Raw genomic sequence first — 26089 nt, forward strand, 5'->3', positions numbered from 1 at the left:
GATGTAAAAAAAATAGATAGAATTAAAATCGACTACGCTGCAGACTCACTGATATTTACAACCAAAAAATATTGGCAAGCGCAGAAAACATATCAATAAGCGAGCTAACCTCGCTCGCTTATTGGCGCTAACATAGCCAGGGTTAAGCTTTAAGTGCCAGCACTTGGTCTATATCGGCCGCACTATGGCGCTCAACCAATTGCTCCCATTCTTCACCCCAACCACGATTAACAATGCGGCCGCGTTGCACAGCTTCACGTTGCTCAATTTCTTTGGCCCAGCGCAGTACATTCTGATAACTCGCGACATCTAAAAACTCAGCGGCTTCATACAAGTAACCCAGCACTAAATTGCCATACCAAGGCCAAATAGCCATATCAGCAATACTGTATTGCTCACCGGCAACATATCGGTGCTGCGCAAGCTGCTTATCTAGCACATCAAGTTGACGTTTCGCTTCCATGGCAAAACGGTTAATCGGGTATTCTTGCTTAACATCGGCATAAGCGTAGAAATGGCCAAAGCCACCCCCTAAGAATGGTGCCGAGCCTTGTGCCCAAAACAGCCAGTTTAAAGTTTGCGTTCTTGCTGCACCATTTGCAGGTAAAAACTGGCCAAATTTTTCTGCCAAGTGCAGTAAAATTGAAGCAGACTCAAATACGTTAACAGGCTCATCGCCTGAGCGATCCACTAACGCTGGAATCTTTGAGTTGGGATTCACCCCAACAAAACCTGAGGAAAATTGCTCTGACTCACTAATATTGATCAAATAAGCATCATACTCAGCTTCTTTTATGCCTAGCGCGAGTAGCTCCTCAAGCAAAATCGTTACCTTTTGGCCGTTCGGCGTAGCTAACGAGTAGAGTTGCAGCGCGTGATCACCCGCTGGCAATGCTTTTTCAAACCTTGCCCCCGACACTGGACTGTTAATATTGGCCCATTTATTAGCGCCGTTAGTATCGTTTACCCAAACTTTGGGCGGAGTATATTCATTTGTCATTGCCAATCCTTACCGTGAGAAATTCGCTCAATACAACTAATTAGTATCTGCCAACTCGTATAAAAGAGATATCTGGCCATTTTTTTCAGTTACAAGGGCAAAACTAATAATCGTTGAGTTATTTAGTCAACTTTCGATTTTTAGCATTAAAACATTTATTACTCGACAGTTTAGAATAAATATTAAATAGCCCGAGCTAAAGCTCGGGCTATTTAACAACGCGCCATATTGTTAACTGATATAGCTTTGTCCTGCGTAGACAACAAAATGCCTAAGGGCGAGCACTCCCAATATCGTGCTGCAAGACACTGTCACTAAGAAACCTTTAGTGTGCTTCCAAGCACTTGGGGCGAATGTACTTGCAAGTACCGGCACGCCCAAACCAAGGCCCACAACACCAAACCAAAAGACACTCGCCCAGGTACCACTGGTAATGGCCGCGGTTGCTGCTTGCGCGGCAGGACCAGAGAAGTTAAGTCCAACAAACAGTAGTACTAAGCATAAGGCTTCGTTGAAGGCGACAGGGTATTCGATACGATGCACTTGTTCGATACAATCTGACTCTTTTTTGCTGAAGAACAGTGTCGCGACCAAAATGTTGCCTGCTGATCCCGCTGACAATGCCGAGGCTAAAAACAGCGCAGGTAAAACCGCAGTATTGAGGATTGGGTAGCTAATCATCGCCGACAGTAAAAAGCCAGTGTAGACACCCACCCCTAATGCTAAGGCGAAAATCAGCTTGTTTAGGCTGCCTTCTAGTTTACGGCAGACCTTAAGTACACCCGCTAACCATGGGGCATAGTGCAGTACTTGTTTTTCAAAAACTAATGCCGAGAATACAAACACTAAGGGTATGTAGACCAGCAGCGCGAGTACCCCCCATGCCATCACCGAGGTGAAGTTGTAGTTGATGAGAATAAGATAAAACTCAAATGGCTTGGTTAAGTCGAGCACCAATAACGCCATTCCCAGGCAGATGGCCAGCGGCCCCAGCACCGCCGCCGCTTTAATCACAGGTAAGCCTTCGCTCGGTAAGCCGCGGCTTTGTTTGTACCATTTCAAGCCAATGGCGACTAACATTGAGCCAGCGGAGAGGCCGGCCATAAATAGGTAAACAGCGATAATCCAGTTCCACACAACAGGATCATATTGCTCCATAGAGCCCCAGATATTGTTCATGCTTTGATCCCTCCTTTACGGCTAGGAATACGGTAAACCCTAGGTTCTGTACCAAGGTTCACTTTCTGCTGATAGTTCGCTTTGGTATCTAATACTTGGCGCACTTCAGAGTTAACATCGTTGGCATCGCCAAATACCAAGGCTTGTGTTGGGCACACAGTCACGCACGCCGGATCTTCTCCTCGGGCTAGGCGAGTACTCTTACAAAAATCACACTTGTCCGGAACGCGAGTTTCGGGGTTGATAAAGCGCACTTTGTACGGGCAGGCCGCGACACAATACAAACAACCCACACACTTATTTTCGTTGATAGACACAATGCCATCATCGTTAACGTAAGCAGCACCCGTTGGGCAAACCTTGACGCAAGGGGCGTTTTCGCACTGCTCACACGACACCCTGTTGTACTTAAAATGCAGATTGGGGAAGTTGCCATAAGGCCCTTCAATGCGTACCTGTAGTCGCGTCACCGACTCAGGGACATTATTTTCACTGCGGCAAGCAACATTACATGCCTGACAGCCAATGCACTTATTTTCGTCGTGCACAAGAACATAACGTTTAGTCATAATGAACTCCGATTACAGCTTGGCAATTTTGACCCCGGTGGTATGCAAGTTCATACCTGTCACCGGTGATGTCACGTGAGGAAGTAAGTTGCCACAATGCACACCTTTGCCGGTTGCACGTGCTAACTCTTTGTTTTTCGAACCGCAACCCATATAAGCAAAGACAGTGTCGGGACGAATGCCTGGGGTAACCAACGCATGACCTTCTTCACTGCCAGTCGCGTTGTAAATACGAATTTTGTCGCCGCTACTGATATTAAATAGCCCCGCTGTGACAGGGTCGATCCACACGGCATTGTCTGACATCAAATTGGCGAGCATGGGCACGTTTTGAGTAGCTGCATTAGTATGTACCGCCACTTTGCCTTGAATAAAAAACAGCTCATCGGCTTTCTTAAGCGCGACTTCACGGTACTTAATGACTCCGCGGCCAGGCGCGAAACCTTCTACCTTTTTCGAGCTTAGCTCGATTTTTCCAGACGGTGTTTTAAAGCTCAACCGACTGGCGTAAGTCTCATCAGCATCCGGTTCGATGGCGTTGGGATATTGCGCGACAAAATCCTTAACCATGGAGGTTTCACGCAGCATTAAAGGTTTGCCGTAGCTTAACCACCCCCGCTGCTTAATATCTGCAAGCAAGCGGGTATCTTTATCTACTTGGAAAAGCCTTAAGGTATCCATGTTTTGCCAAGGGAAATATTCACCTAGCGCTAAGCTGTCAGCCAACTCTTTCCAAATTTGCCAACTAGGTTTGGTATCACCGATAACATCAACAACTTGCTGACGTACATAATATGCTGGGCTCTTACCAGACTTATCGACAATCTCTTCATCTCGCTCTAGGTAGGTCGACTCAGGTAGGAAAATATCGGCATAGGCGGCACCTTCACTGATATAGATGTCACAAGCGACCACAAAATCGAGCTTTTTCATGGTTTCTACAATGCGGGCTCTATCTGTCATGGTTTGCATCGGATTGGTTCTGCTCATCACCCATGCGTGCAGCTGATACGGCTGTGCACTGAGGGTCGCATCAAGAATCGACTGGTAAACCCCACCCGATGACCACAACAATGAGAACTGTTCATCGACCATATCAATGCGCTTGGCATCAATTTTAGGCATATTATCTACACCCGGTTTGGCCAGTGTTGGGGCAACTTTTTCGCCGGCAAACTTGTTGTACTTTGATGCTTTTTTGCCGAAATACAGTCCGCCTTTTCGCTCGATATTACCAATCAACACATTGGCAGCATAAAGCGCGCGGCGCATTTCAAATTCTTCGGTGGTGAATGATGCTCGGTGGCCAAAATCCACTACGGCATGGGGCGCAGCAGCCGCATATTCATGGCTAATACGACGAATATCTTCTGCTGGCACATCACTGACAGACTCAGCCCATTCAGGGGTATACGCTTTAACTTCTTTGGCAAACTCGGCGAAACCTTCAACATAGCGAGCCACAAACTCACGGTCATAAAGGTCATCGTTAATCAGGACATGGCAGATAGCGAGCGCCACGGCAACATCGGTACCCGGCTTAATGGCGTACCACTCGTCGGCTTTATCTGCCACGATAGAAAAGCGTGGCTCAAACACCACCAACTTGGCACCTTTTTCCATTTGCGCATTCATCATGCCTCGAGTTTCAGACATATTGATGCCTTCATAGAGGTTATGACCAAAGTTAATGATGTATTTTGAATTACCTAAATCACGCTTAATTTTGCCACCAAACATTGCTTTAGCTGCAACCACATAACCTGCCGGGCACGTTGATGCGTGAGTAAAAGTGTTTGGGCTACCAAATGCCTTGGCGAGATGAAATAGATGTCCGGATAACGAACCTGACTTGGACGAGAAAGCCACACTCTGTGCACCATGTTGCGCCTTAATACGATTCAGGTTTTCTGCAATAGTGGCGTAGGCTTCATCCCACTCAATTTCCTGCCAGTTGCCTTCACCACGTTCACCGACTCGCTTCAATGGCTTTACAATACGCTGCTTGTCATATAACTGGCTATGGCCGGCGCCGCCACGAGCACACACCGCACCACCAAATGATTTAGCTTGTTTATTGCCAAGAATTGAGACATTTTTGCCGTCAACAACCCGCGCAGAGATGGGGCAGCGAGTTGAACACATTTCACAAATACTGGCGATAGACTGTTCACTACCGCTAATAGAGGTTTTGCCTAATGCCGCGATGGATCCCGGCAACGTTGCTAGCATGCAGCCTGCAGTGCCGGCCCCTGCGCCTTTGATAAAGGTACGCCGATCTAGTTTCATGGTAACTCTCCCAATTGACTGAAATCCTTATAGGCGGTTAGCGAAAGTGGACGCTTGGCCAGATGCCCTTGATAGCGCTATATGCCGTAAGGTTTGCTCAATTGTGAGAGAGGAAGGGACGATTGAATATTGTGGTAAACCACATATCGAAATAAACAGTTAACGCTTTGTGATGTCATTCACAGTTCAGATTTCATCCAGCATAAGGAGTAAATTTTGGCTATTGTGGTTTACCACATATTTGCTAAACACTAGCGAAAAAACCAATACCCACCCTTAAGCGGCTGATTAATAACTAAATGACTATTTCTTTATCACTGCCACGTTTTTTTAAGACCACTTTCGCCAAACAACCGCACTGATTGTCATCGCGCGACGTGAGACGAAGCCCGCCTTGATGCTCTTTAATCACCTCTTTGCAGATGGCCAAGCCCAAGCCTAGACCTTGAGACTTTGTGGTAAAGAAGGTGGCCGTTAAGGTGTCGCTATCTTGAGATAAGCCCGGTCCGTTATCAATCACGCTAAGCACAACTTGATGATCTAGAAAGTCCAAGTCGAGGTGAATATACCCTGGCTGAATATGGGCTTCGGTGATTGCATCAATGCTGTTTTTGACTAAATTGACCAGCACCTGCAATAGGCCGACTCGGTCTGCGGTGATAAAGAAAGGCTCACCTTTAATCGAACGCTCGATTTGAATATCGTGTCGCTGTAGCTCTAAGCGCAACAAAGACACCGTTTCATCCACTAAGGTCAGAATATTCACATCACTCATCACCGCTTCACGGCGCTTCAACAGGCCACGAATACGATGCACCACTTCGCCGGCGCGAGTGGATTGTTTATGAATCTTTTCCAATAAAGCGATAGCGGTTTGCTGCGCTTGGCGGGGATCACTTTGTAAACGCATGATGCCGCCTTCGCTGTAACTGGTAATCGCCGCGATAGGTTGATTAATTTCATGGGCTAAGCCAGCACCAATTTCTCCAACAATCGATGCACTTTGTAAGCGCTCAAGCGCAATAGCCTGCTGCTTTAGTTGACGCTCTGACTCCACCAATGACTCACTTTTTTGGTGAAAGCGATACTCAATCCACAGATGATATACCGTGGCGATGATAAAAATAACGATCGCTAACATACCCCAATGGCGATTTTCTTTAAGCCAAAACTGAACATCTTCCCAGCGGCTATTTTTGGGCGACTGCACATGCAGTTCACTAAAGAGCTGGATTACCGCTAACTGGCTAATGGGAGAGGTCCAGCCCATCAACTGCGCTTGCACTGCAGCCGGTGCATCAGCATCAAGATCCATCAGTGCTTGAGTGATTTTTTTACTCATACCAATGGCGACACTTTCACTGGCAGCAAAAGACCAGTTTGGATATAAATTGGTACTACATTGGCACTCGAAACCATCAGGCCGACTAGGGTTAAGTACCCGATAGTCTTTGGAATCGATCATGCCTCGCGCAACCATATCCTCGAAGGTACACAGAGGCGTAATCGCGGCATCGACGTTACCATCACGCACTTGGTACAACAGCGGATCGAGGGGAAAGCCAAGAAACTTGGTTTCAGCGAAATAGGTTTTAGCATCCATCCCCAATTTGTGCATTAATCCCACGGTAGCTTGATACCCACCCAATGCATGGGGGTCACTGGCAGCAACGACCTTAGCTTTTAAATCGTAAACCGTGCGGTATTCGCTATCAGCACGCACTATGATTGCCGAGCCAATCGCCGATGTGGCGCCATTGTGTCGCCGCGAACGCATGGTCGCCAGCCAAGACAACGGATACTGATTAGAAAGAAACAGGTACTGACCGGGATTGGTGATAATAAACTGAATTTTGCCAGACTCCATGGCTTGATTCAGTGCGGTAAAATTGCCGGGATAGACATGAAACTGGGTATTGGGCACAGCTTGCTCTAAATAGCTCATCATCGGCGTCCAGCGTTCGATGGCCTGCTGGTGGCCCCAATTGGCCAATACCCCTACGTAAAATTGTTGCGGCTGAGTTTGTGCGCTTGCCTGTAGCGACAAGGCGAGAAATATAAGCCCAAGCAAACGTAATATCATTGATTTAACCCCTAAATCACTCCTCACTAAGCTTACGCTAATGTAATGCCATATCAACGTGACAGGTTTCAAGGTTTATCAAGCTAAGATGGTTTAATCTGATGTTATGCGAGATAGGTCAAACACCACGACGACTGCAAGGATATTCCATGTCTATAAGCACCACAGGCCCCGTCTACTTAGTTGATGATGATGAAGCCATTGTTGATGCCATTGTTTTTTTGATGGAGGGCTACGGTTATGCCTTAACAAGCTTTCAGTGCGGACATGACTTTCTCGCAAACATCGATTTGTCCCAAGCAGGTTGCGTGATTTTAGATGCACGTATGCCAGGCTTAAGTGGGCCGGAGGTGCATCAGGCCTTAACCCAAGCTAATAGTCCGTTGGCAGTGATTTTCTTAACTGGCCATGGCGATGTGCCAATGGCGGTGGATGCCTTTAAAAATGGCGCTTTTGATTTTTTCCAAAAACCAGTACAAGGCGCAGCACTATCAAGTGCGATTGCAAAAGGCCTTGAATACAGTCATCGTCAGCACTGGAAATTAACCCACCAGCAGCTAATCAACCAATTGTCGACTCGAGAGAAACAAATTTTTGAATTGGTGATTGGCGGCCATACCAATAAACAGATGGCAGACCAGCTCTGTGTGGCTATTCGCACCATTGAAGTACATCGTGCCAAAATGATGACCAAATTAAGGGTGGCTAACCTTGCAGAGTTAGTTAAACTCGCCCCTTTGCTGCAATTACACTCCAATCAAACAGAGTCAAATTCCTGAGCGTATCGGCAGCGACTAACTGTAATTTAAATCATTAACTTGATTAATAAAGTACTCAATGACTGCATCTTTGGGTTTATTGTTGTGCCAAATAAGCTCAGAAGACCACGTGTTGGCTCGCTGGTGTTTTTCTTCAGAGACATAAAAACGATCAACCTGCTGACTATCAATACTCTCTTGCAGCATGAATAGTGGCATCCAGGCCCATACGGGAGCGGATTTTAGCAATGATAATGTCTCATGAAATGAATTGCTGTATATCACTCGGTTACTGTAGTCATGGGTATTTTCTTGCCCGAGCTGCTTCATAAAATAAGCGGAAACCTGAGTTTTACCACGCAGTTCATCTAAGCTAATTTTTTGCTCTTTTAGACCCAATAGCGGCGAAGCTACCGCCACAACATCATAGCGGAACCCTTCCACTGCTTTTAACTCTTGGTGACGATGAAAGGTGTTTACAGTAAGTGCAATATCAGCCTGATGCGACAATACCCAACTGCGTATTTGTAACGGATCGCCACTTAACAGCTTTAACGAAACACTAGGATATTTATCGATAATAGCGGCAAAAATATCACTCAGCTGCGGTGAACTTAACATACTGTCAAAGGCTATCGTCATGCTGCTGGGTGCATTTTGATAAAGACTATCAACCTTAAGGTCAAAAAATTCACTTTCGCGAACCACCGCTTGCGCGGCTTGGAATAGTTCATCGCCTTTGGTCGTTAACAATAACGAGCGGGGCTTGCGGACAAATAGCTCGATGCCCACTTCTGACTCTAATGCCGCCACCAACCCACTGACGGTCGATGTATGTTTACCGAGCCGGTAGCTAGCTTGCTTAAAACTTCCCGTTTTAACGGTTTCAACAAATGCATTTAATTGCTCAAGAGTTACCGCCATCAGCTTATCCTTATATTATCAACCAATCTTTAGGAAGGGTAAAACCCTCTCTTGACGTTGTTCAACAATGACAATATACCTTCGATAATAGGTCTCAAGCAATCAAGCTTTGCAATTGATAACCAGTTACTCATTTGATGACCGAGAGGGTATTACCATGAAAAAATCTATTATCGCTTTAACTATGATAGCCAGCATTGCATCTGTCGCCAGCGGCACCGCAAGTGCCTGTTCACGTATTATTCAGGACACCGGTGATGCTCACGGCATTTCCATTGCCCGTTCTTATGACTGGGGCGGTACAGAGCTAAAATCAATCGCTCGCGTGCAAGTTAACGGTACTGAACGCACAAGCAAGCCCGTACCTGAATACCAGCATGCTGCGAGTTGGCAGGTGAAATACAACACAGTGTCTTTTGAAGAGGTAGAAACCTTCCACAATACCACTGGTGAGGCGATTAATACCGAGGGACTTTCTGCATCTATGCTTTATATGGACGATTCCAAATATTTTATTAAAGATATCAAAGATGATGGTAAACCCGCCGTACACTTAAGCGATATCGTACCGTTTATTGTAGAAAGCTACGCCAATGTAGAAGAAGCAGTACAAGCATTTGAAGACGGCCAATGGCAAATCGCTTTCAAAACAGGTATTGGCGGCCATCAGCATGGCTTTCATGTCTCCGTGCAAGATAAGTCAGGCGACATCGCCTTATTTCAGCTAAATGCAGGTGGAAAAATGGTGGTGCATCGCGGCGATGTGAGTACCGATCTGCGGGTAATGGCTAACTCACCTCTACAACAAGACCATCGTGCATACGCAGCACAGTTCGATACAACTCAAACTGTTGGTTTGCCTAGCTCTATTAGCTCAGCGGATCGCAACGTACGAGGCTTAGCTGCGACCCATGCAGCCAACTGGAACGACGACAGTATTGGCACTGAGTGGATGAACATTCGTGGCAAAATAAAGTCAATCTTCGACTACGGCAACAAAGTGCCAGCAGATATGATTGACCCTACTAATGATGTGGGCTACCGCACTTGGGAAACCTTTGTTTACTCACTTGAAACCGGCGGTATCACCTATTACAACGAAGGCAATGCCAGCCAGTTATCTTTGCACATCAATGACATCAAAACCATGCAAACTGAAATGTGTGCTGATATCTTTAATCAAGCGCACCAAACAGGAAAAATCTCTTGGGGAGCATGCACTAAGTAAGCAACTCTCATACTAGCGAGTCACCACCAAGTTATTGGTGGTGACGCTTAAGCTTACCAATATTGGGGTTGATTTAACGCCGCAACACATTGCACCGGTTCAGCTAATGCTTCAATAGTTTGACCGTTTAATGATTGGCCAATCCAGCCATGTGGATGCGACAAAGGAAACGGCGCAGCGATTACCTGCTCGCTAATCGGCTCAAAACCGACTTTGCCATAAAAGTTAGGATCGCCATAGGTCAACAATACATCGGCGCCTTGGGTTTTCAGTTGCTCAATAGCAAATCGAATCAATTGTTGGCCAACTCCTTGTCCTTGCATCGATGTCGCAACTGCCATCGGCGATAAAATAAAGCCCTGCTGTTCATTACTCATTTTAAGCCGCGTCAATAAGGTAGCAGCCACAATGGCATCGTCTTGAATTGCAATACAAGTGACAATATCATCGGCAGCGGTCGTCCCGAGCATTTCAGAGACGAGCTGACCGATAACCTGGCCTTCACTTTCCCCTTCTGCATCGGCAAAAACAGTGCGGAACAGCGAGACCACTTCGGTGTCATCAACCCCATTTAGTATAGAATATTGCATAGCTTACTCCACGGTATTGCCGCACCTTAGGCAACAACAAATCGATTTATAGGCACCAGCGTAGCGACATTAATCATCAAGGTGAACCAGTAGCTTACTTTTTAGTGGCCGAAGTAACATTTCACTGCCTATTACCGCGTATAAAAACGGCAAAATTAACACCGGAATAGAATAGGCAAATACCTGCTGTAAGTGGTGTAAATCAAACTGCTGACCGATTTCAACCACCACCGCCACAAGGCCAACTAACCACACCAGTACGGCACTGGCATACACATAAGTGATCTGTTGCTGATATACATTTGCCAAGCGTCTAATGGGCTCACCACCTTGAATATCTTCAGCAAATAGATATTTAACCCCTCTAACACTCATCAGTAATCCTTCAACCCCCACACTCAGACAGGTTAATAAGCTAGTAAAGCAGAATATTAAAATAGCGATAGGCAAATCTATGTAGGTGCTGATTTCGGCGACAACCGAAAACAAACTCAACATTAACCCGATAACTAATGCAATGATGACTATTGCTCGCATGATCTTGCTCCTCGTCCAGTCGGCTTCAATGACTGCGTTAGCCCCTTGTAGATCGATAGGTGAAACTTGATAAGCTGATGCCAATGCCAGAACAGACTCAGCAGAAGCGCGTCCCTCAGACTCAATGCGTTGCACGGTTCGAAGTGATAAACCACATGCCTTAGCTAATAACTCTTGCGACCAGCCCTGCCTACGACGTAACTGCTTTAATTTTTCTACACTGAGCTGCATAAATGAATTCTCATAACTTCAATTATTTTCGACGCTATTAGCATGGTTTAATGGCTAACATTAGGCAATAAATACCCGTCGACAGTTTTACGACAGTGATGATAATGCTAATAACTCATGACTTGATAACTAAGAAAAAACTGGATATTTTTAATAAGATAGCGAAAAAGCAACCAGCAGTTGACAAAATAACAACTGGACTTGCTAGTCTGCAACCAACCGATTTTTTACGCTAGGCTCACATCACTATACGAAGGAATGCACATTATGATTTTAGCGGAAAAGATTACTAAATTAAGAAAACAAATCGGCTGGTCTCAAGAAGAACTCGCGGAAAAAATGGACGTATCGAGGCGGTCAGTTTCTAAATGGGAAAGTGCCAATAGCATTCCCGATCTCAACAAGATAATTCGCTTGGCCGACATTTTTGAAGTCTCAACGGATTTCCTGCTTAAAGATGAGTATGAAAACGTCAGCGAGCATGATGAGGTCAAACCCTCAGGCTTAACTCAGGTGAGCTTAGAACAAGCTAGCCAATATGTAGACAGTAAAATGCAAGCGGCAGCGTTAACCACCAAAGGGGTGATATTATGTGTTTGCTCTGCAATACCGCTGTTTTTCTTATTAGCACTGGCCGAGACTCAACGGCTTAATATGACCGACGATATTGCCACTGCAATCGGTATCATTTGTATTTTAGTGCTGGTAACGATCGCAGTGAGTTTTTTCATCAAAACCAATCAATATGAAGCAGACACTGACATTATCGACAACCAAAAGTTTGAGCTAGCTTATGGCGTACATAGTGTGTTTAGCGAACGTTTGCAGACTTTCCGCCCCAGTTACAATACTCGCCTGTCTGTCGCAGTGGGCCTATTTATTTTTAGTTTTGTGCCGCTAGTCGTTGTTAGCATGCTATTTGATTACGCTGGTAGCGCGCTAATGATGTTGATTGTATTACTGTTTATGATTGCGATAGGGCTCGCTATTATTATTCCTGCCTCAACGCGGTTTGACGCCTATACCCATATACTCGAAGAAAGCGGTTTAGGTTCGGTAAAGTCTAAGCGCACCAAGCGCGCTGAAAAACTCGCCGCTTTTTATTGGCCGTTAGTCACCGCGATATTCCTTGGCTGGAGTTTGTGGACCATGGACTGGGGCGTCACTTGGATAGTTTGGCCCGTTGGTGCGGTATTGTTTGGCGCCTTAGTCGGGTTAATGGAACTGTTCAGTAAAGATGATGATGAGTAAATAACGGCTTCACAATGAATATCTCGGGACGACCACTTCAGCCCCACTTGGCTTACTGCGCTATTTGCGTGATCAGTGTCCGTAGTTGCTGTAAGCCTTTACCTTTATTGACCATTTTCCAAGCCATGTAAATATCTTCAGCTTGATCGTTAGCATCAATCACATCAACTGCCACCAGCTCACCACTAGCAAGTTGGTTTTGTACCCGAACAAGCGGTAAAAAGCCGACCCCAACACCCGCACTGATAGCGGCAATTTTATGTTCAATACTGCTAACGTAAAACCGCTGTGATTGTTCAATGACGTTGGTAGACCATGGCACCGCTTTTTCGGCTGAGTCATGTACAACGACAGTCCGATACTGGGCAATATCTGCTTTGATGATCGCTGAATTTGGATTCGCTAACGGGTGCGATTTGGCCACTATCAGTTTTTGCACAAATTGAAACACCTTAGTTGCACGAATACCTTGCTGGCTAGGAATGGGGGCTGGCGCCCCGACTAAAAGGTCGATTCGGTCTTCAATTAACGCCTCCCAGCCACCGTGCATCACCTCTTCACTCAGATCAATTTCAATATTGGGGTGATGATGTAAAAAATCGGCCAGTACAGGCAGCAATAGTTTCACATCAAAAATAGTATCAAAGGCGATACGGATCCGAGGTTCCCAGCCGTGAGAAATGGTTTGTGTTTGTTGAGCAATATTACCAACAACGCCCAGTACTTTACGCCCCTCTTCAAGCAAATAGCGCCCAGCAGGAGTCAATACTGACCGCCGACCTTGACGAACAAACAAGGTTACCGACAGCTGCTCTTCCAGTTTTTGCACTATGTATGACACCGCTGATGGCACTTTATCGAGTTGCTCTGCCGCCGCAGCAAAACTGCCCCGGCTTTCAATGGCATCTAAAACAAGCAGTGCTTCTAGGGTGATAGGTGAATGCTGCATATCTGCTTACTCAATTGTTCAAATATTTTGAACATATTAAGCAAATAATTACGGTTATTCCAATAACTGCGCTTATTTACAATAAGTTCATATTCAAGACTACAGCAGTCGATGGCCAAAAAATTTTAGGAAATACGTTATGAAAAGCTCGGCATTAAAAATGATTTTTAACTCAAACCCAAGCCTATCCACCCTACCACTGCGACTTATCGCAGGTACTATTTTTGCTGCACATGGTGCCCAGAAACTGTTTGCTTGGTTTGGTGGTTATGGCCTAGAAGGCACCGGGCAATGGATGGAGTCGATTGGTCTGGCACCCGGTTTTTTAATGGCGTTGCTTGCAGGGAGCGCGGAGTTCTTCGGTGGACTGTTATTACTTGTGGGTTTACTGACTCGCCCTACCGCTGTCGTGCTGGCCGTTACCATGCTGGTGGCCATTTTTAGTGTCCATTTTGAAAATGGCTTATTTATGTCGAACAACGGCTATGAATTTGGTTTAGCACTGTTTGCTATCAGCCTAGCACTAGCGCTGCAGGGTGCGGGTCGATTTGCACTCGATAACTCAATAAGCCGCAAGCTGTCTTAAGCACACTAAAGCGACACCTAAACCAACATTAATCAATAGATTTTAAGGAGCATCATCATGGGACTAATCGTAGGCGGTAAGTGGGTTGATAACTGGTATGAAACCAAATCCAACAAAGGTGAATTTCAACGTCAGGAAAGTCGTTTTCGCCATAGTATTTCAAATGACAAGGACAGTATTTACCCGGTAGAAGCGGGTCGCTATCACCTTTATGTCTCTTTGGCTTGCCCATGGGCGCACCGAACTTTGATATTTAGACAACTAAAACAACTTGAAGAGATTATCTCTGTGAGTGTCGTGCAGCCAGAAATGCGCGAAAACGGCTGGCAGTTTGCTGATGATAACAGTGACTTTAATGATGATTTGTACCAGCAACAGTATATGTATCAACTGTACCTGCGCGCCGCTAGCGACTATGAAGGCAGAGTTACTGTGCCAGTATTGTGGGATAAAAAGACCCAAACCATCGTCAATAATGAATCCAGTGAGATCATTCGCATCTTTAACAGTGCCTTTAACGATCTAACTGGCAACCATGATGACTATTATCCCGTTGCACTGCGTAACGAGATAGATGCTGTTAACGAGCGTATTTACCACACGATCAATAATGGGGTATATCGCGCAGGTTTTGCGACCACTCAAGCAGCTTACGACAAAGCTTATGATGAGTTGTTTGACAGTTTAGATTGGCTAGAGCAGCATCTAAGCACTCAACGCTATTTAGTCGGTGACACATTAACAGAAGCAGACTGGCGTTTATTCACCACCTTGATCCGCTTTGATGCCGTTTACCATGGTCACTTTAAGTGTAACCGTAATAAGCTTAGCGAATTTCATCACATCAGCAATTATGTGCGCGAGCTATATCAGTTTGGCAGCGTCGCCAAAACCGTCGATTTGGATTACACAAAAATCCACTACTACGCGAGTCATGAAACCATTAACCCAACGTTGATAGTGCCTAAAGGACCAACACAGGATTTTGGCTTGCCCCATGATAGAGCGGCAATCTTAAAGTAAACCTTCATCAACCAACGGGGAGATAAATGATGATCAACCACATTGCATTTGCACAATTAGGTAAAGCCAACCACGGTTGGTTGCGGGCTAATCATCATTTTAGTTTTGCCCACTATTACAACCCCCAGCGTATGGGCTTTGGCACCCTGCGAGTGATTAATGATGATTGGGTTCAAGCGGGAGCCGGATTTCCGTCTCACCCGCACCAAAATATGGAAATTATCAGCTTTGTGCGTAGCGGGGCGATCACTCATCAAGACAGTATGGGCAATACGGGGATTACGCCAGCCGGTGAGGTACAAGTAATGAGTGCGGGGACAGGCATTATGCACTCTGAATATAATCGCTCAACGCAGCCACTGACTTTATACCAAATTTGGATAGAACCTAAACAACAAGGTGTCGCACCGCGTTGGGACAGCAAAAAATTCGCCACCACCTCAAGTAAAGACAGCTTACCTTTGCTGGTATCAGGTTATAAACAAGACGCTGAACAAGCACTGTTTATTCATCAAGATGCGCGTATTTACGGGGGTAAAGTGACTGCAGGTAGTAAAATCACTCTGCCTATCATTCATCAGGCTTATGTGCTTGCCTCCAGCGGCAGTTTTACGATTTTCGATGAACAAGGCCAAGCGATTAATCTACACCAAGGTGATGGAGCTGAAGTGACAGCGCAAAGCACATTAAAAATAGAGGCGACTGCAGAAGCAGAGATAATTGTGATTGATGCGCCGTAGCGTGACATGTTGTGAGCGGCATGCTTGAGTATGATGCCGTGAAAACTAGTTCACTCCGTATAACCAGTCTAAACCTTGAATAAGTGTGGTGGGAAATGCCGTTGAATGGCTAGCACCATCAATCACAGAAAATTTGAGTAAGATATTGTTATCTGGTTGCATGCTTATCTTTGCAGCTAGTTGTTTCGCCCCGGCGACCATATCTTCGCGTTCACCAAACTTAGGTTGCTCCAGCTGACCAACAGACAAATAGACTTTGGTAGCCTTATTCGGTTTCGCTATTTTAGCAGTAAGTATGGCGTGGTTATTAAACCAAACCGAAGGGCTTCCCAGAATGTAACTGCTGAACATATTAGGCTGAGTAAACAACATATAGGCACCAAACAGTCCACCAAGTGAGTTACCGACAAACGTTCGTTGCAATTGATTTACTCGATAGTGAGTTTCAATATAAGTAAACACCGTTTCACGTATGAACAGCGCATGCCCTTTGGCGCTACCAGTGGGTAGCTGCCAATCACTAGCGAGACTTGGGGTATAATCTCGTACACGGCTAGACGGACCTTTTGCTCCCTTTGAATAAGAAATACCAACAATAATAGCTTCTGCCATGGCGCCGGTATTCATCGGAAAACGCGTAGCACCTGACGCTAACTGAAAACTGTAATTGGCATCAGTTAAATATATCACAGGATAATGTTTATCTTGATTGGCTAAGTATGATCGCGGTAATTTGATATATAGCGGATAAACTCTGCCACTTTGCGGATCTGTCAGCTCAACCACTTTACTGCGCGGAATTTCAAAGCCCTGCTTTGCAGACGCCCACGGGCAGATAAACACCAGCACCAACCAAGCGACATACTTCACTTTCCAGCTCCCACCAAATCAAGCACACAAGTTACGACATATCGAAGGCCTGAATCAGTCGCATGGTAACTGACTCAAGCCCTCTCACCAAGTTACTTTACTAGCTCAACTTCGCCTGGTCGCCAAGTCTGATCAATCCATGGTTGCAGTGGTGAGTACATACGTAAAATCACAAACCAACTCTTTCCAGGAATGGTCTCAATCCAGTTATTTTCAAAGCCTTTTGGTGCCTTAGGGCCAAAAAACACCGAAAATGAACCGTCTTTATTCTTGATTAAACCGTCTGTATTACCACCAACTGTTGGACTGGCTTGATGAGTTTGCAGCATCGAACGTGTTTGAGTGTCGTAAACCGTCACCGCCCAAAAGTTGCCCGTAGGCGGGTTGGCTGGAATGTTAAGTTTGTAGGTCTCAGCGCCATCAAATGTCTGTTTGTTAGCATCGACATAGCTTATTGCGTAGTCCGAGCCCTTACCAAGGCGTGGTGCCGCCATCGCTGGCGTCACTGCGGTATAGGGATAGTGGAACATAACTCGTGCGTCGGTGTTCATGGTTTGGCCATTGTCACCATTAAAATGCACATTACGATCCGTGTACGCCATGATCCAATTACTATCTGTATCAGGATAAACTCGCACACCGGCTAAATTTTTATCATCTCGTGGATACCAAACAATCGATCGCGACGCCGCATTACCCAGTGCAACACCATCGGCAAGAATTTTCTTCATCCGAGCATCCGGATTAAACGGCTTGCCTTTTTCTATACCTATTGAAGCAAACAGCCCGCGAGTTTCAGCATCAACAACCGATAACGGTTCATATTGAATGATTTCATCAAGGTGATGATAGAACTCACTGTTATTGGGATGAATGGTGTTAAACGCCTTACCCGTTGCGCTGACAAATTTCATTTCTGGCTGTTCGGCAAATTTCGACAGTGGGTAAACTTTTACGTTATCAGTCACCAGTGATGCCGCAGCAGCGACATCGCCATTTTTAACTGAAGAACGTAAGAATACCCACACTTTATAGGTTTTAGGACGGTACACCGCAAAGCCATCAGGAATAGGTCCATCATACCCAGGCGGTACATATAAATATTTGCCAGCAGTTGGCAAGTTATTGATATAGCGGAACCACGCGTCGTTGGCAGCCCCAAGCAAACCATCAGGTACTTCGACTACGGTGGGGCCATCTCGTTTTAGATCAAGATCGGGAATAGCGTAAACAGTTGAGCTATTGCCTGTCAGAAACAGCGACTCCGGCCCCATTAATTTATCAAAAATCATCACCTCATGGGCTTCAACCGCACCAAGCGAATGAGCACCATCAATCAATGCTTTAACTGAGGCGCCCGGCATACCTTTTAGAAAGCTGTCCATCGCCCGTGTGGTGTCGAGGTAATCATATACTCGGCGAGCTGTATCGGCGGTTGGCGCACCATCATTGAAACGCAAAGTACCAATCGAGGTTTTTACTTCATCGGGTGTTTTAATTGAATTGAGTACTTCTTCTGGCACGTCAGCTAAGGCGCTGCTGCTAGCCAATAGTAAACCTGCAGATAACCAGGTGTGCGCGCGTTTTATTTGCATGAATCCTTTCTCCTAATGCTCATATCCATTGTGAACGGCTTCCCCTAGCGCTGGTATTTTGCCTGTAAGCGACGACACCAGTGCTATATTCCACCTCAATTTACAAGGTTATTTTATTTTAAAATTTAGTAATATAAGCAAGTTAACATGTTATACCAACTAGTATAAATATTTAATCACTCAGCGAGAGTTTAGCGATTCTGAGGCAAGGCAACGAGTGAAGAGCATAGTTATTCTACGGTTAAGCTCGTTAACACCGCATCAGAATCGCTAGAACTCGCCATTCTGGTGCGTTTTAGGCTGCCTACTTCTGCGTTGAATAATTTCACAAGGGAACAACCATTGTTTCAATTATTCGCCTTGAATTAGTTTGCCTAAAGCGCACTGAGTAGATCAAATTCTTATACTGATTGGTATTAATTGCCGTTCCGGAAACGCTATGAGTTTCCCCTCAAAAATTGATTGAAATTGGCAAATATCGCTACCGACAAGTAAAGGCACTCCTGTAGGCATAATTATCGCCGCTTTCCTCTCCAATAATGACCCACAAAAAAACGGCCACATACCTGTAAGCCGTTTTAATCTAGTTTTTAAAGGTTCACTGAAAAATGATTATTCAACCGTCACCGATTTAGCCAAATTGCGCGGCTGATCCACATCGGTGCCTTTTATTAAAGCCACGTGATAAGACAATAGCTGCATGGGGATGGTGTAAATCAATGCCGCCATAAACTCATCACAATGGGGCACCGGAATAACCTTCATGGTGTCATCGGATTCAAATTGGGCATCTCGATCAGCAAATACATACATCAAACCACCACGAGCGCGTACTTCTTCGACGTTCGATTTAAGCTTCTCAAGCAACTCATTGTTTGGCGCAACCACGATCACTGGCATATCAGCATCAATCAAGGCTAACGGACCATGTTTAAGCTCACCAGAAGCATAAGCCTCGGCATGGATGTATGAAATTTCTTTTAGCTTTAATGCACCTTCCATTGCAATCGGGTATTGATCCCCGCGGCCTAAGAATAGCGCATGATGTTTATCAGCAAAATCTTCTGCAAGTTCAGCAATAGCATCATCTAAACCCAAGGCTTGCTCAACTTTTGCTGGCATAGACTGCAAACTTTGAGTGATCTGAGCTTGCAGTCCCTCATCCATACCATTGTTACGTCCAACAACTGCGGTAAGCATTAACAGACCCGCGAGCTGTACGGTAAAGGCTTTAGTTGAAGCAACACCAATTTCAGCCCCTGCCTTCATCATGTAAGCCATATCTGACTCACGCACTAATGATGAACCAGGTGCATTACAAATCGTCATGGTGGCTTTATAGCCCATCTCTTTGGCAAGGCGCAGGGCTGCTAACGTGTCAGCGGTCTCGCCTGACTGAGAGATAGTCACCAGCAAGCTGTTTGGAAACAGGTGTGATTTACGATAGCGAAATTCTGACGCAATCTCGACATTACAAGACACACCTGCCCAGTCTTCTAACCAATAACGTGCTGCCATGCCAGCATGATAGCTGGTACCACAGGCAATAATTTGCACATGCTTGATATCTTTAAGCAACTTCGTAGCATTGTCACCAAAGGCGCTATCCAATACTTGCCCAGCGGCAATTCTTCCGTCTAAAGTATGGGCTAATGCACGTGGTTGCTCGTAAATCTCTTTTAGCATGTAGTGACGATATTCACCTTTATCGCCAGCATCATGAGTCACTTCTGATTCTTTAATTTCACGAGTGACCGCATTACCATCGACATCAAAAATATTGACCTCACGACGGGTGACTTCAGCCACATCACCTTCTTCTAAAAAGGCAAATGAGCGGGTAACAGGTAGCAAAGCTAGCTGATCAGAAGCAACAAAGTGTTCACCAAGACCATAGCCAATCACCAGTGGACTACCACTACGCGCTACGATCATCCGCTCATTGTCAGTCTTATCAATAACGACGGTGCCGTAAGCGCCTTCGAGCTGCTTAACTGTGGCCTGCACCGCAGCAAGTAAACTGCTATGGCTTTTAAGCTCGTGATGCACTAAATGGCAAATCACTTCGGTATCGGTATCTGAGCTAAAGCAATAACCTAACCCTTTGAGCATTTCCCGTAATTTCACATGATTTTCAATAATACCATTATGAACAACGGCGATCGTATCAGTTGAGATGTGTGGGTGTGCATTAGACTGATTAGGCTCACCGTGGGTTGCCCAGCGGGTATGAGCGATACCGGTGCCGCCAGCTAAAGGCTCGCTCTCTATTGCTGCAGACAACTCTTGCACTTTACCTACACGGCGGGTGCGTTGTAGCTCGCCTCCGTTAATCACTGCCACCCCAGCGGAGTCATAACCGCGATATTCTAAACGGCGCAAACCTTCAATTAATATCTCAGCGACGTCACGCTGCGCAACAGCGCCTGCTATTCCACACATATCTATCTACCTATATAAAATAAAAACTTAACTTGCATAGGGCGCGGTAATGACTTGCACCCCCTGCGCTATAATTTGGTTAACCACTGCCTGACTAATACGATCATCGGTCACTAAGGTGTTAATTTGTTGCCAATCGAGCTCTAGATTAGGAATACGCTTGCCTATTTTGTCGGACTCAACCATCACAATCACTTCACGTGACACTTCCGCCATAACGCGGCTCAACGCTGTTAGCTCATTAAAGGTCGTGGTGCCACGACTTAAATCAATACCATCCGCCCCAATAAACAACTGATCAAAATCGTAAGACCGTAATACTTGCTCAGCCACTTGGCCTTGGAACGACTCTGAACGTGGATCCCAGGTACCACCGGTCATAAGCAATGTGGGTTCATGCTCAAGTTCATGGATTGCGCTGGCTAGCTGTAGTGAATTGGTCATCACCACTAATCCACGCTTATTATTTAATAATTGAATAAGTCCAGAAGTTGTACTGCCGCTATCAATGATAATGCGGTTGTGGTCACGAATAAGCTCAGCTGCGCTGGTGGCTATGGCTAACTTGTTATTATTAAGATTATCGCTGCTATGCTGAGCCATCTCTTGCGGCACTAGCACAGCGCCGCCATAACGTCGCAGTAGTAGGCCATTGGCTTCTAACGCGGCAAGGTCTTTACGAATGGTAACTTCTGAGGTATCGAAACGACGGGCTAGTTCATCGACATGTACTTCGCTATGTTCATTAACTAAGCTGACAATAGTATGTCGACGTTGTTGGGTGTTTCTCTTAGCCATTGATATTCACTTATATTTCGTTTCGAAAGATAATTATATTCATTCGAAACTTTATAGCAAATAAATTAACCATTATCTTAGTTTCAAACAAAAAAAAGCGCCTATCAAAAGATAGACGCTTTTACTCAAGAATGGAGTTAACTTAGAATTTTGCTTGTAGTGCTAAGCTAACATGACGACCTTCACCTACCGTTACGTCGGTATTGGTGCCACCGGCAAGATAGTCGGTATCAAATAGGTTCTTGACGTTCATGCGAACGCTAACATCGCTGCCCATGATATCCATGGTGTAAGCAGCACCTAAGTCAAAGCGCACGTAGTCATCTTTAACGATGGTGTTATCTGTATTTGCAAAACGCTCACCAACATAAACCGCGCCAAAGTTAAATGCGAGATTGTCGGTCATTTCATAACGTGTCCAGATATTCGCTGACCACTCAGGTGCGTCAACTGGCGTTTTACCATTTAAGCTATCTTCTTGTGGGCGAATATATTCCGCATCAAGGAACATCATCGAACCAGTCATGAACCATTTCTCACTTAGCTGACCTTGAGCGCCCATTTCAAAACCTTTATGGCGTTGCTCACCCGATTGGGTTGTGATTGTTTCATCACCACCTTCAATAGGGTTATCTAGCTGCTCAGTGACTGTCACATTAGAAACAGTAATATCAAATACAGCTCCAGTTAGTAGCAAGCTGCCATCAAATAGCTCCCACTTAGTACCAATTTCATACTGCTCACCATACTCTGGCTCTAAGTTCATTTTATCGTTTACATCTTGCTCATCGTTTACCATACCTTGTGGGGTAAAGCTCTTTGAGTAGTTGACGTAAATGCTACCGTTTGAGGCTGGAGAATAGATCACACCAAACTTTGGTGACACCGCGTAGCTGTTATTACCTTCGCCATCTTTTTTTTGCTCGTCATAACGAACACCAGCAAGTACTTGCCAGCTATCATTGATGGTGATCAAATCTTGAATGTAGAAACCATAGTGCTTGTAATCACTTTCATACTTAGTGTCGTCATTATGGTAATCAACATCGGGTTTAGGCACAGGCTGACCTGGCATAACCAATTGCTTTTCACCTTTTTCACGCAGCTGGCCATAGTAGTAATCAAGCATGTTGGCGCCAATAAGTAACTGATGGTCTAAACTGCCAGTGCTAAAGGTACCCGTAAAGTCAACAAAACCCGTTTTATGTTGCCAATCATCGTAGCGATCAAACGGGCTAATATAGTAGCCATTTTCCATCGCATCTTCTGTATAAGATGGCGATGAATCTAGACGCTGACGATTAAACTGCTGATCGTTATAGCCCGCTTTTACTTTCCAATCATCCGATAGGTGATAAGTTAGCTCTGCGCCCATATTAGTAATGGTATTATCAGTGAAGGCCCATGGCTGATCCCAAATGATATCTTTACCACCAATAAGCTCACCATCGCTGTCTAACCATCCACCGCGGTCGATACCGGTTTTATCTTGGGTGTGGTCATACTTAAGTGACAACATCAAATCATCAGTAATATCAAACTCAAGATTTAAATAGCCTAACCAACGGTCACGCTCTTGGTTGCTACCATCTTGATATTCACGCCAATATTGATCATCTTGTTTAACTAATACGGTACGATAACGAATCGTTTCCGATTCATTTAATGCGCCACCCGCATCAAGTTGAAAACGTGTTGAGCCGTATTCATCTGTATCAAAACCTAACTCAAACATATTTTCGTAAGTTGGCTTTTTGGTCACCATGTTGATCAAGCCACCAGGACCTGATTGACCATAAAGCATGCTTGATGGGCCTTTTAGCACTTCTACTTGTTGCAGCGTTTCAGTCGGCTGTACATAGTGAGACCACTGTTGCTGGCCATTAATTAAATAGCCTGAACCAGATGAAAGCTCAAAACCACGAATGTTAAATACTTGACGGTTCCACTTTTCACTACCACTGGTCACACTAGAGTCGTTAACTAGTACTTCAGAAAGGTTAGTGGCTAATTGCTCGTCGGTAACAAAATCTGGAATGACTGCGACAGATTGAGGTGTATCCATTAAATCAATATCGCCACGCATCGCACCCGATGAACTACCCACTTTATAATCGTTAAAGGTACGTCCAGTAACGGTAATACGCTCAATATTGGTTTCTTTAATAGAACTTTGTTGATCTTCTGCGACAGCTGAAAAACTTGCAATTGCTGAAACAACGGCAAGACCAATTGCCGAATATTTAAATGACATATACAACCCCAAAATGATCTGAAACAATCTAAGTTGGCAGCAATATAAATGAGAATTGTTTTTATTTAAGTTTCTTTACGGAAATTTACAAACTGGTGTGATCTACTACTAATTTACTAAATAAAAACTAAATTGTACGAATAAAACCGCATCGAACTAACACTTTGCAACGGATACACAACAAACAAAAAAAGCGATGTGTAGTCACATCGCTTTGTTGAATTTTACCGATAAAATAAGCTTTATATCTTGTTTTTTACTGGGCGAGGCCAGCCGCTAATATGACGCTGTTTAGTACGGGTGATCACTAACTCATCTTGGCCAACATCTTTAGTGATGGTTGAGCCAGCGCCTAAAGTCGCCCCTTTACCAATAGTCACTGGTGCGACAAGTTGAGTATCACTGCCGACAAATACATTATCTTCAATGACCGTAAGGTGTTTATTAGCGCCATCATAGTTACAAGTAATCGTTCCTGCACCAATGTTCACACCGGCACCCACTTGCGCATCACCAATATAAGCTAAATGGCCTGCTTTAGAACCTTCTCCTAACACTGCCTTTTTCATCTCAACGAAATTACCAATATGGGCATCTTGTTTTAGCTCGGCACCAGGGCGTAAACGCGCAAACGGGCCTGCACTGGCATCAACGCCCACTTTTGCGCTTTCGATGATCGAATAGGGCTTAATAACTGCATTGTCTGCAATATCGCAATCAATCAAAATCGCGCCTGCACCAATAGTTACGTTATTACCGATAGTCACAGTGCCTTCGATAACCACGTTTACATCAATCATAACGTCCATACCGACACTGACATCGCCGCGAATATCAATACGAGCAGGGTCCCTTAGATTCGCGCCGTCTAGCATAAGCTGCTCTGCTGCCCGTGCTTGATAAGCTCGCTCAAGTTGTGCCAATTGTACCCGGTTATTGGCTCCTTCAACTTCAACCGCTGACTGCGGCTGAGCAGTGGTAATTGCAACTCCATCTTTGTGAGCCATGGCTACGATGTCTGTTAAATAGTATTCGCCTTGAGCATTATCAGATGATAGTTGTCCTAGCCAGTTTTTAAGTTGCTTACCCGGCGCCGCCATAATACCGGTATTGATCTCGCTAATCGCAAGTTGCTCAGGGGTGGCATCTTTTTGCTCAATAATACCCACTACACTACCTTGCTCACGCACTATACGGCCGTAACCTGTCGGATTAGGTAAGTTTACCGTAAGAATTGCCAAGCCATTGGCTTCGCGAGCTGCTAACAAAGATTCAAGCGTAGCAGCTTGAATAAGTGGTACATCACCATAAAGGATCAATACCGTATCATCGTCAGCGATATTATCATTGGCCTGTGCAACAGCATGACCTGTACCTAATTGTTCGGCTTGTAGTACCCAATTGAGTTGCTGTTCGCCTAATCTTGCCTTTAACTGCTCGGCACCATATCCGTATACTAATTGAATGGCATCGCTTCCGACTTGATGCGCAGTATCGATAACATGTTGCACCATGCTCTTGTGGGCAATAGGGTGCAATACTTTGGGAAGATCTGAACGCATGCGGGTTCCTTTACCTGCGGCCAAAATCACTACATTCAATGCCATGGAGATATCCTTGAGCTGGTGCTAATTAACATATACGAGAACCCCAATAATATAGGGATTATTTTATCGGCTGATTTTAACGGAATTAGTCTGGAAAAGCGAAGCAGATAGCGGTCAAAGGCGACTTAACGAATTAGTATTCACACGCCGCTTGAGGGAGAGTACTCGTACACAAGCTGCTAGAATTTATAATTAGTTAGCTGTTATAGGTATTGATCACTCAACATATACAAATACTAAAACTGACCCCATGACTTTTAATCAATATGTGGCATGTCTAGTCCTAAAATAGGTTGACGGTTTTTATTAAGCCAGTTGGTATTCCCAACTGGCTTTTTCATGCACCTCATTTGGGGTTTTCATTCCTAAACTAAGGTGCGGCCGTAATTGATTATAAATCTCTATCGATTCCTTGATTAAAACGCCAAGCTCTTTCATCGTTCTGCAGCGACTAAGCAAAAACTCTTGCTTCAAAATACCATTCACACGCTCTGCTTGTGCATTTTGGTAGCAGTCATATCCATCTGTCATTGATGGGGTCATTCCATAGGCGGCTAGTGCCGCTTGGTATTCAGATGAGCAGTAC

The 26089-nt window shown here is 45.0% G+C and carries 22 protein-coding genes; 6 read left to right on the forward strand and 16 right to left on the reverse strand.

Annotation, left to right across the window (positions count from 1 at the left end):
* Positions 1 to 142: 142 nt before the first annotated feature.
* The 5 genes from yghU to L865_RS0116145 all read right to left on the reverse strand — a co-directional run bounded on the left by yghU (position 143) and on the right by L865_RS0116145 (position 7120).
* Complete coding sequence (gene yghU / locus L865_RS0116125; RefSeq protein ID WP_028774184.1) at positions 143 to 1000, reverse strand: glutathione-dependent disulfide-bond oxidoreductase; 858 nt, start codon at positions 998 to 1000, stop codon at positions 143 to 145.
* A gap of 231 nt (positions 1001 to 1231) precedes the next feature.
* Entirely contained in the window at positions 1232 to 2179 is a 948-nt protein-coding gene (nrfD, locus tag L865_RS0116130; RefSeq protein WP_028774185.1) for an NrfD/PsrC family molybdoenzyme membrane anchor subunit, read from the reverse strand.
* Positions 2176 to 2748: a 4Fe-4S dicluster domain-containing protein gene (locus tag L865_RS0116135; RefSeq protein ID WP_028774186.1), complete on the reverse strand. Its 573-nt coding sequence runs from the start codon at positions 2746 to 2748 to the stop codon at positions 2176 to 2178. The genes nrfD and L865_RS0116135 overlap by 4 nt, the downstream gene beginning before the upstream one ends.
* Positions 2749 to 2760: 12 nt before the next feature.
* On the reverse strand, positions 2761 to 5037 hold the full coding sequence (gene phsA, locus L865_RS0116140) for a thiosulfate reductase PhsA (protein ID WP_028774187.1): 2277 nt from the start codon (positions 5035 to 5037) through the stop codon (positions 2761 to 2763).
* Between the two features lie 295 nt (positions 5038 to 5332).
* Positions 5333 to 7120, reverse strand: coding sequence for a sensor histidine kinase (locus tag L865_RS0116145; RefSeq protein WP_157577625.1), 1788 nt, complete (start codon positions 7118 to 7120; stop codon positions 5333 to 5335).
* A gap of 149 nt (positions 7121 to 7269) precedes the next feature.
* On the opposite strand from L865_RS0116145, the gene L865_RS0116150 reads away from it, so the two are divergent.
* On the forward strand, positions 7270 to 7899 hold the full coding sequence (locus L865_RS0116150) for a response regulator transcription factor (protein ID WP_028774189.1): 630 nt from the start codon (positions 7270 to 7272) through the stop codon (positions 7897 to 7899).
* Between the two features lie 15 nt (positions 7900 to 7914).
* Here the strand turns inward: L865_RS0116150 and L865_RS0116155 are convergent, their stop codons facing one another.
* The gene (locus L865_RS0116155; RefSeq protein WP_028774190.1) at positions 7915 to 8802 is read right to left on the reverse strand and encodes a LysR family transcriptional regulator; all 888 of its coding nucleotides are present in this window, start codon (positions 8800 to 8802) and stop codon (positions 7915 to 7917) included.
* A gap of 157 nt (positions 8803 to 8959) precedes the next feature.
* Here L865_RS0116155 and L865_RS0116160 point away from each other — a divergent pair, with 157 nt between their 5' ends.
* Positions 8960 to 10030: a linear amide C-N hydrolase gene (locus L865_RS0116160; RefSeq protein WP_028774191.1), complete on the forward strand. Its 1071-nt coding sequence runs from the start codon at positions 8960 to 8962 to the stop codon at positions 10028 to 10030.
* Between the two features lie 53 nt (positions 10031 to 10083).
* Here the strand turns inward: L865_RS0116160 and L865_RS0116165 are convergent, their stop codons facing one another.
* Positions 10084 to 10620: a GNAT family N-acetyltransferase gene (locus L865_RS0116165; RefSeq protein WP_028774192.1), complete on the reverse strand. Its 537-nt coding sequence runs from the start codon at positions 10618 to 10620 to the stop codon at positions 10084 to 10086.
* Between the two features lie 69 nt (positions 10621 to 10689).
* Positions 10690 to 11388, reverse strand: a complete 699-nt coding sequence (locus tag L865_RS0116170) for a helix-turn-helix domain-containing protein (RefSeq protein ID WP_028774193.1) — start codon at positions 11386 to 11388, stop codon at positions 10690 to 10692.
* A gap of 267 nt (positions 11389 to 11655) precedes the next feature.
* Between L865_RS0116170 and L865_RS0116180 the strand changes: the two genes are divergently transcribed.
* Positions 11656 to 12639: a helix-turn-helix domain-containing protein gene (locus tag L865_RS0116180; RefSeq protein ID WP_028774194.1), complete on the forward strand. Its 984-nt coding sequence runs from the start codon at positions 11656 to 11658 to the stop codon at positions 12637 to 12639.
* 52 nt (positions 12640 to 12691) lie between these two features.
* Here L865_RS0116180 and L865_RS0116185 read toward each other — a convergent pair whose 3' ends face one another.
* Entirely contained in the window at positions 12692 to 13588 is an 897-nt protein-coding gene (locus L865_RS0116185) for a LysR substrate-binding domain-containing protein (RefSeq protein WP_028774195.1), read from the reverse strand.
* Between the two features lie 139 nt (positions 13589 to 13727).
* On the opposite strand from L865_RS0116185, the gene L865_RS0116190 reads away from it, so the two are divergent.
* Genes L865_RS0116190 through L865_RS0116200 form a run of 3 tightly spaced genes read left to right on the forward strand, consistent with a single transcriptional unit; the run spans position 13728 to position 15937 of the window.
* Positions 13728 to 14174, forward strand: coding sequence for a DoxX family protein (locus tag L865_RS0116190; protein ID WP_051484658.1), 447 nt, complete (start codon positions 13728 to 13730; stop codon positions 14172 to 14174).
* Between the two features lie 57 nt (positions 14175 to 14231).
* Positions 14232 to 15197, forward strand: coding sequence for a glutathione S-transferase family protein (locus L865_RS0116195; RefSeq protein ID WP_028774197.1), 966 nt, complete (start codon positions 14232 to 14234; stop codon positions 15195 to 15197).
* A 29-nt stretch (positions 15198 to 15226) separates the two neighbouring features.
* Positions 15227 to 15937 (forward strand): pirin family protein, encoded by a 711-nt coding sequence (locus tag L865_RS0116200; protein ID WP_028774198.1) that lies wholly within the window; start codon positions 15227 to 15229, stop codon positions 15935 to 15937.
* Positions 15938 to 15982: 45 nt separating this feature from the next.
* Here the strand turns inward: L865_RS0116200 and L865_RS0116205 are convergent, their stop codons facing one another.
* From L865_RS0116205 to L865_RS0116235, 7 genes are all read right to left on the reverse strand, one after another.
* Positions 15983 to 16807 (reverse strand): alpha/beta hydrolase, encoded by an 825-nt coding sequence (locus tag L865_RS0116205; protein ID WP_028774199.1) that lies wholly within the window; start codon positions 16805 to 16807, stop codon positions 15983 to 15985.
* A 92-nt stretch (positions 16808 to 16899) separates the two neighbouring features.
* Positions 16900 to 18402, reverse strand: a complete 1503-nt coding sequence (locus L865_RS0116210) for a DUF1254 domain-containing protein (RefSeq protein WP_051484659.1) — start codon at positions 18400 to 18402, stop codon at positions 16900 to 16902.
* A gap of 612 nt (positions 18403 to 19014) precedes the next feature.
* Positions 19015 to 20844, reverse strand: a complete 1830-nt coding sequence (gene glmS, locus L865_RS0116215) for a glutamine--fructose-6-phosphate transaminase (isomerizing) (RefSeq protein ID WP_028774201.1) — start codon at positions 20842 to 20844, stop codon at positions 19015 to 19017.
* Positions 20845 to 20871: 27 nt separating this feature from the next.
* Positions 20872 to 21642: a DeoR/GlpR family DNA-binding transcription regulator gene (locus L865_RS0116220; RefSeq protein ID WP_028774202.1), complete on the reverse strand. Its 771-nt coding sequence runs from the start codon at positions 21640 to 21642 to the stop codon at positions 20872 to 20874.
* Positions 21643 to 21784: 142 nt separating this feature from the next.
* Entirely contained in the window at positions 21785 to 23896 is a 2112-nt protein-coding gene (locus L865_RS0116225; protein WP_028774203.1) for a TonB-dependent receptor, read from the reverse strand.
* A gap of 242 nt (positions 23897 to 24138) precedes the next feature.
* The gene (gene glmU / locus L865_RS0116230) at positions 24139 to 25503 is read right to left on the reverse strand and encodes a bifunctional UDP-N-acetylglucosamine diphosphorylase/glucosamine-1-phosphate N-acetyltransferase GlmU (protein WP_028774204.1); all 1365 of its coding nucleotides are present in this window, start codon (positions 25501 to 25503) and stop codon (positions 24139 to 24141) included.
* Positions 25504 to 25809: 306 nt separating this feature from the next.
* Positions 25810 to 26089 (reverse strand): integrase core domain-containing protein (locus L865_RS0116235; protein ID WP_028774205.1); only part of this gene is annotated, 280 nt, incomplete at its 5' end.

The sequence above is a fragment of the Shewanella waksmanii ATCC BAA-643 genome, assembly GCF_000518805.1.
Taxonomy (GTDB): Bacteria; Pseudomonadota; Gammaproteobacteria; order Enterobacterales; family Shewanellaceae; genus Shewanella; species Shewanella waksmanii.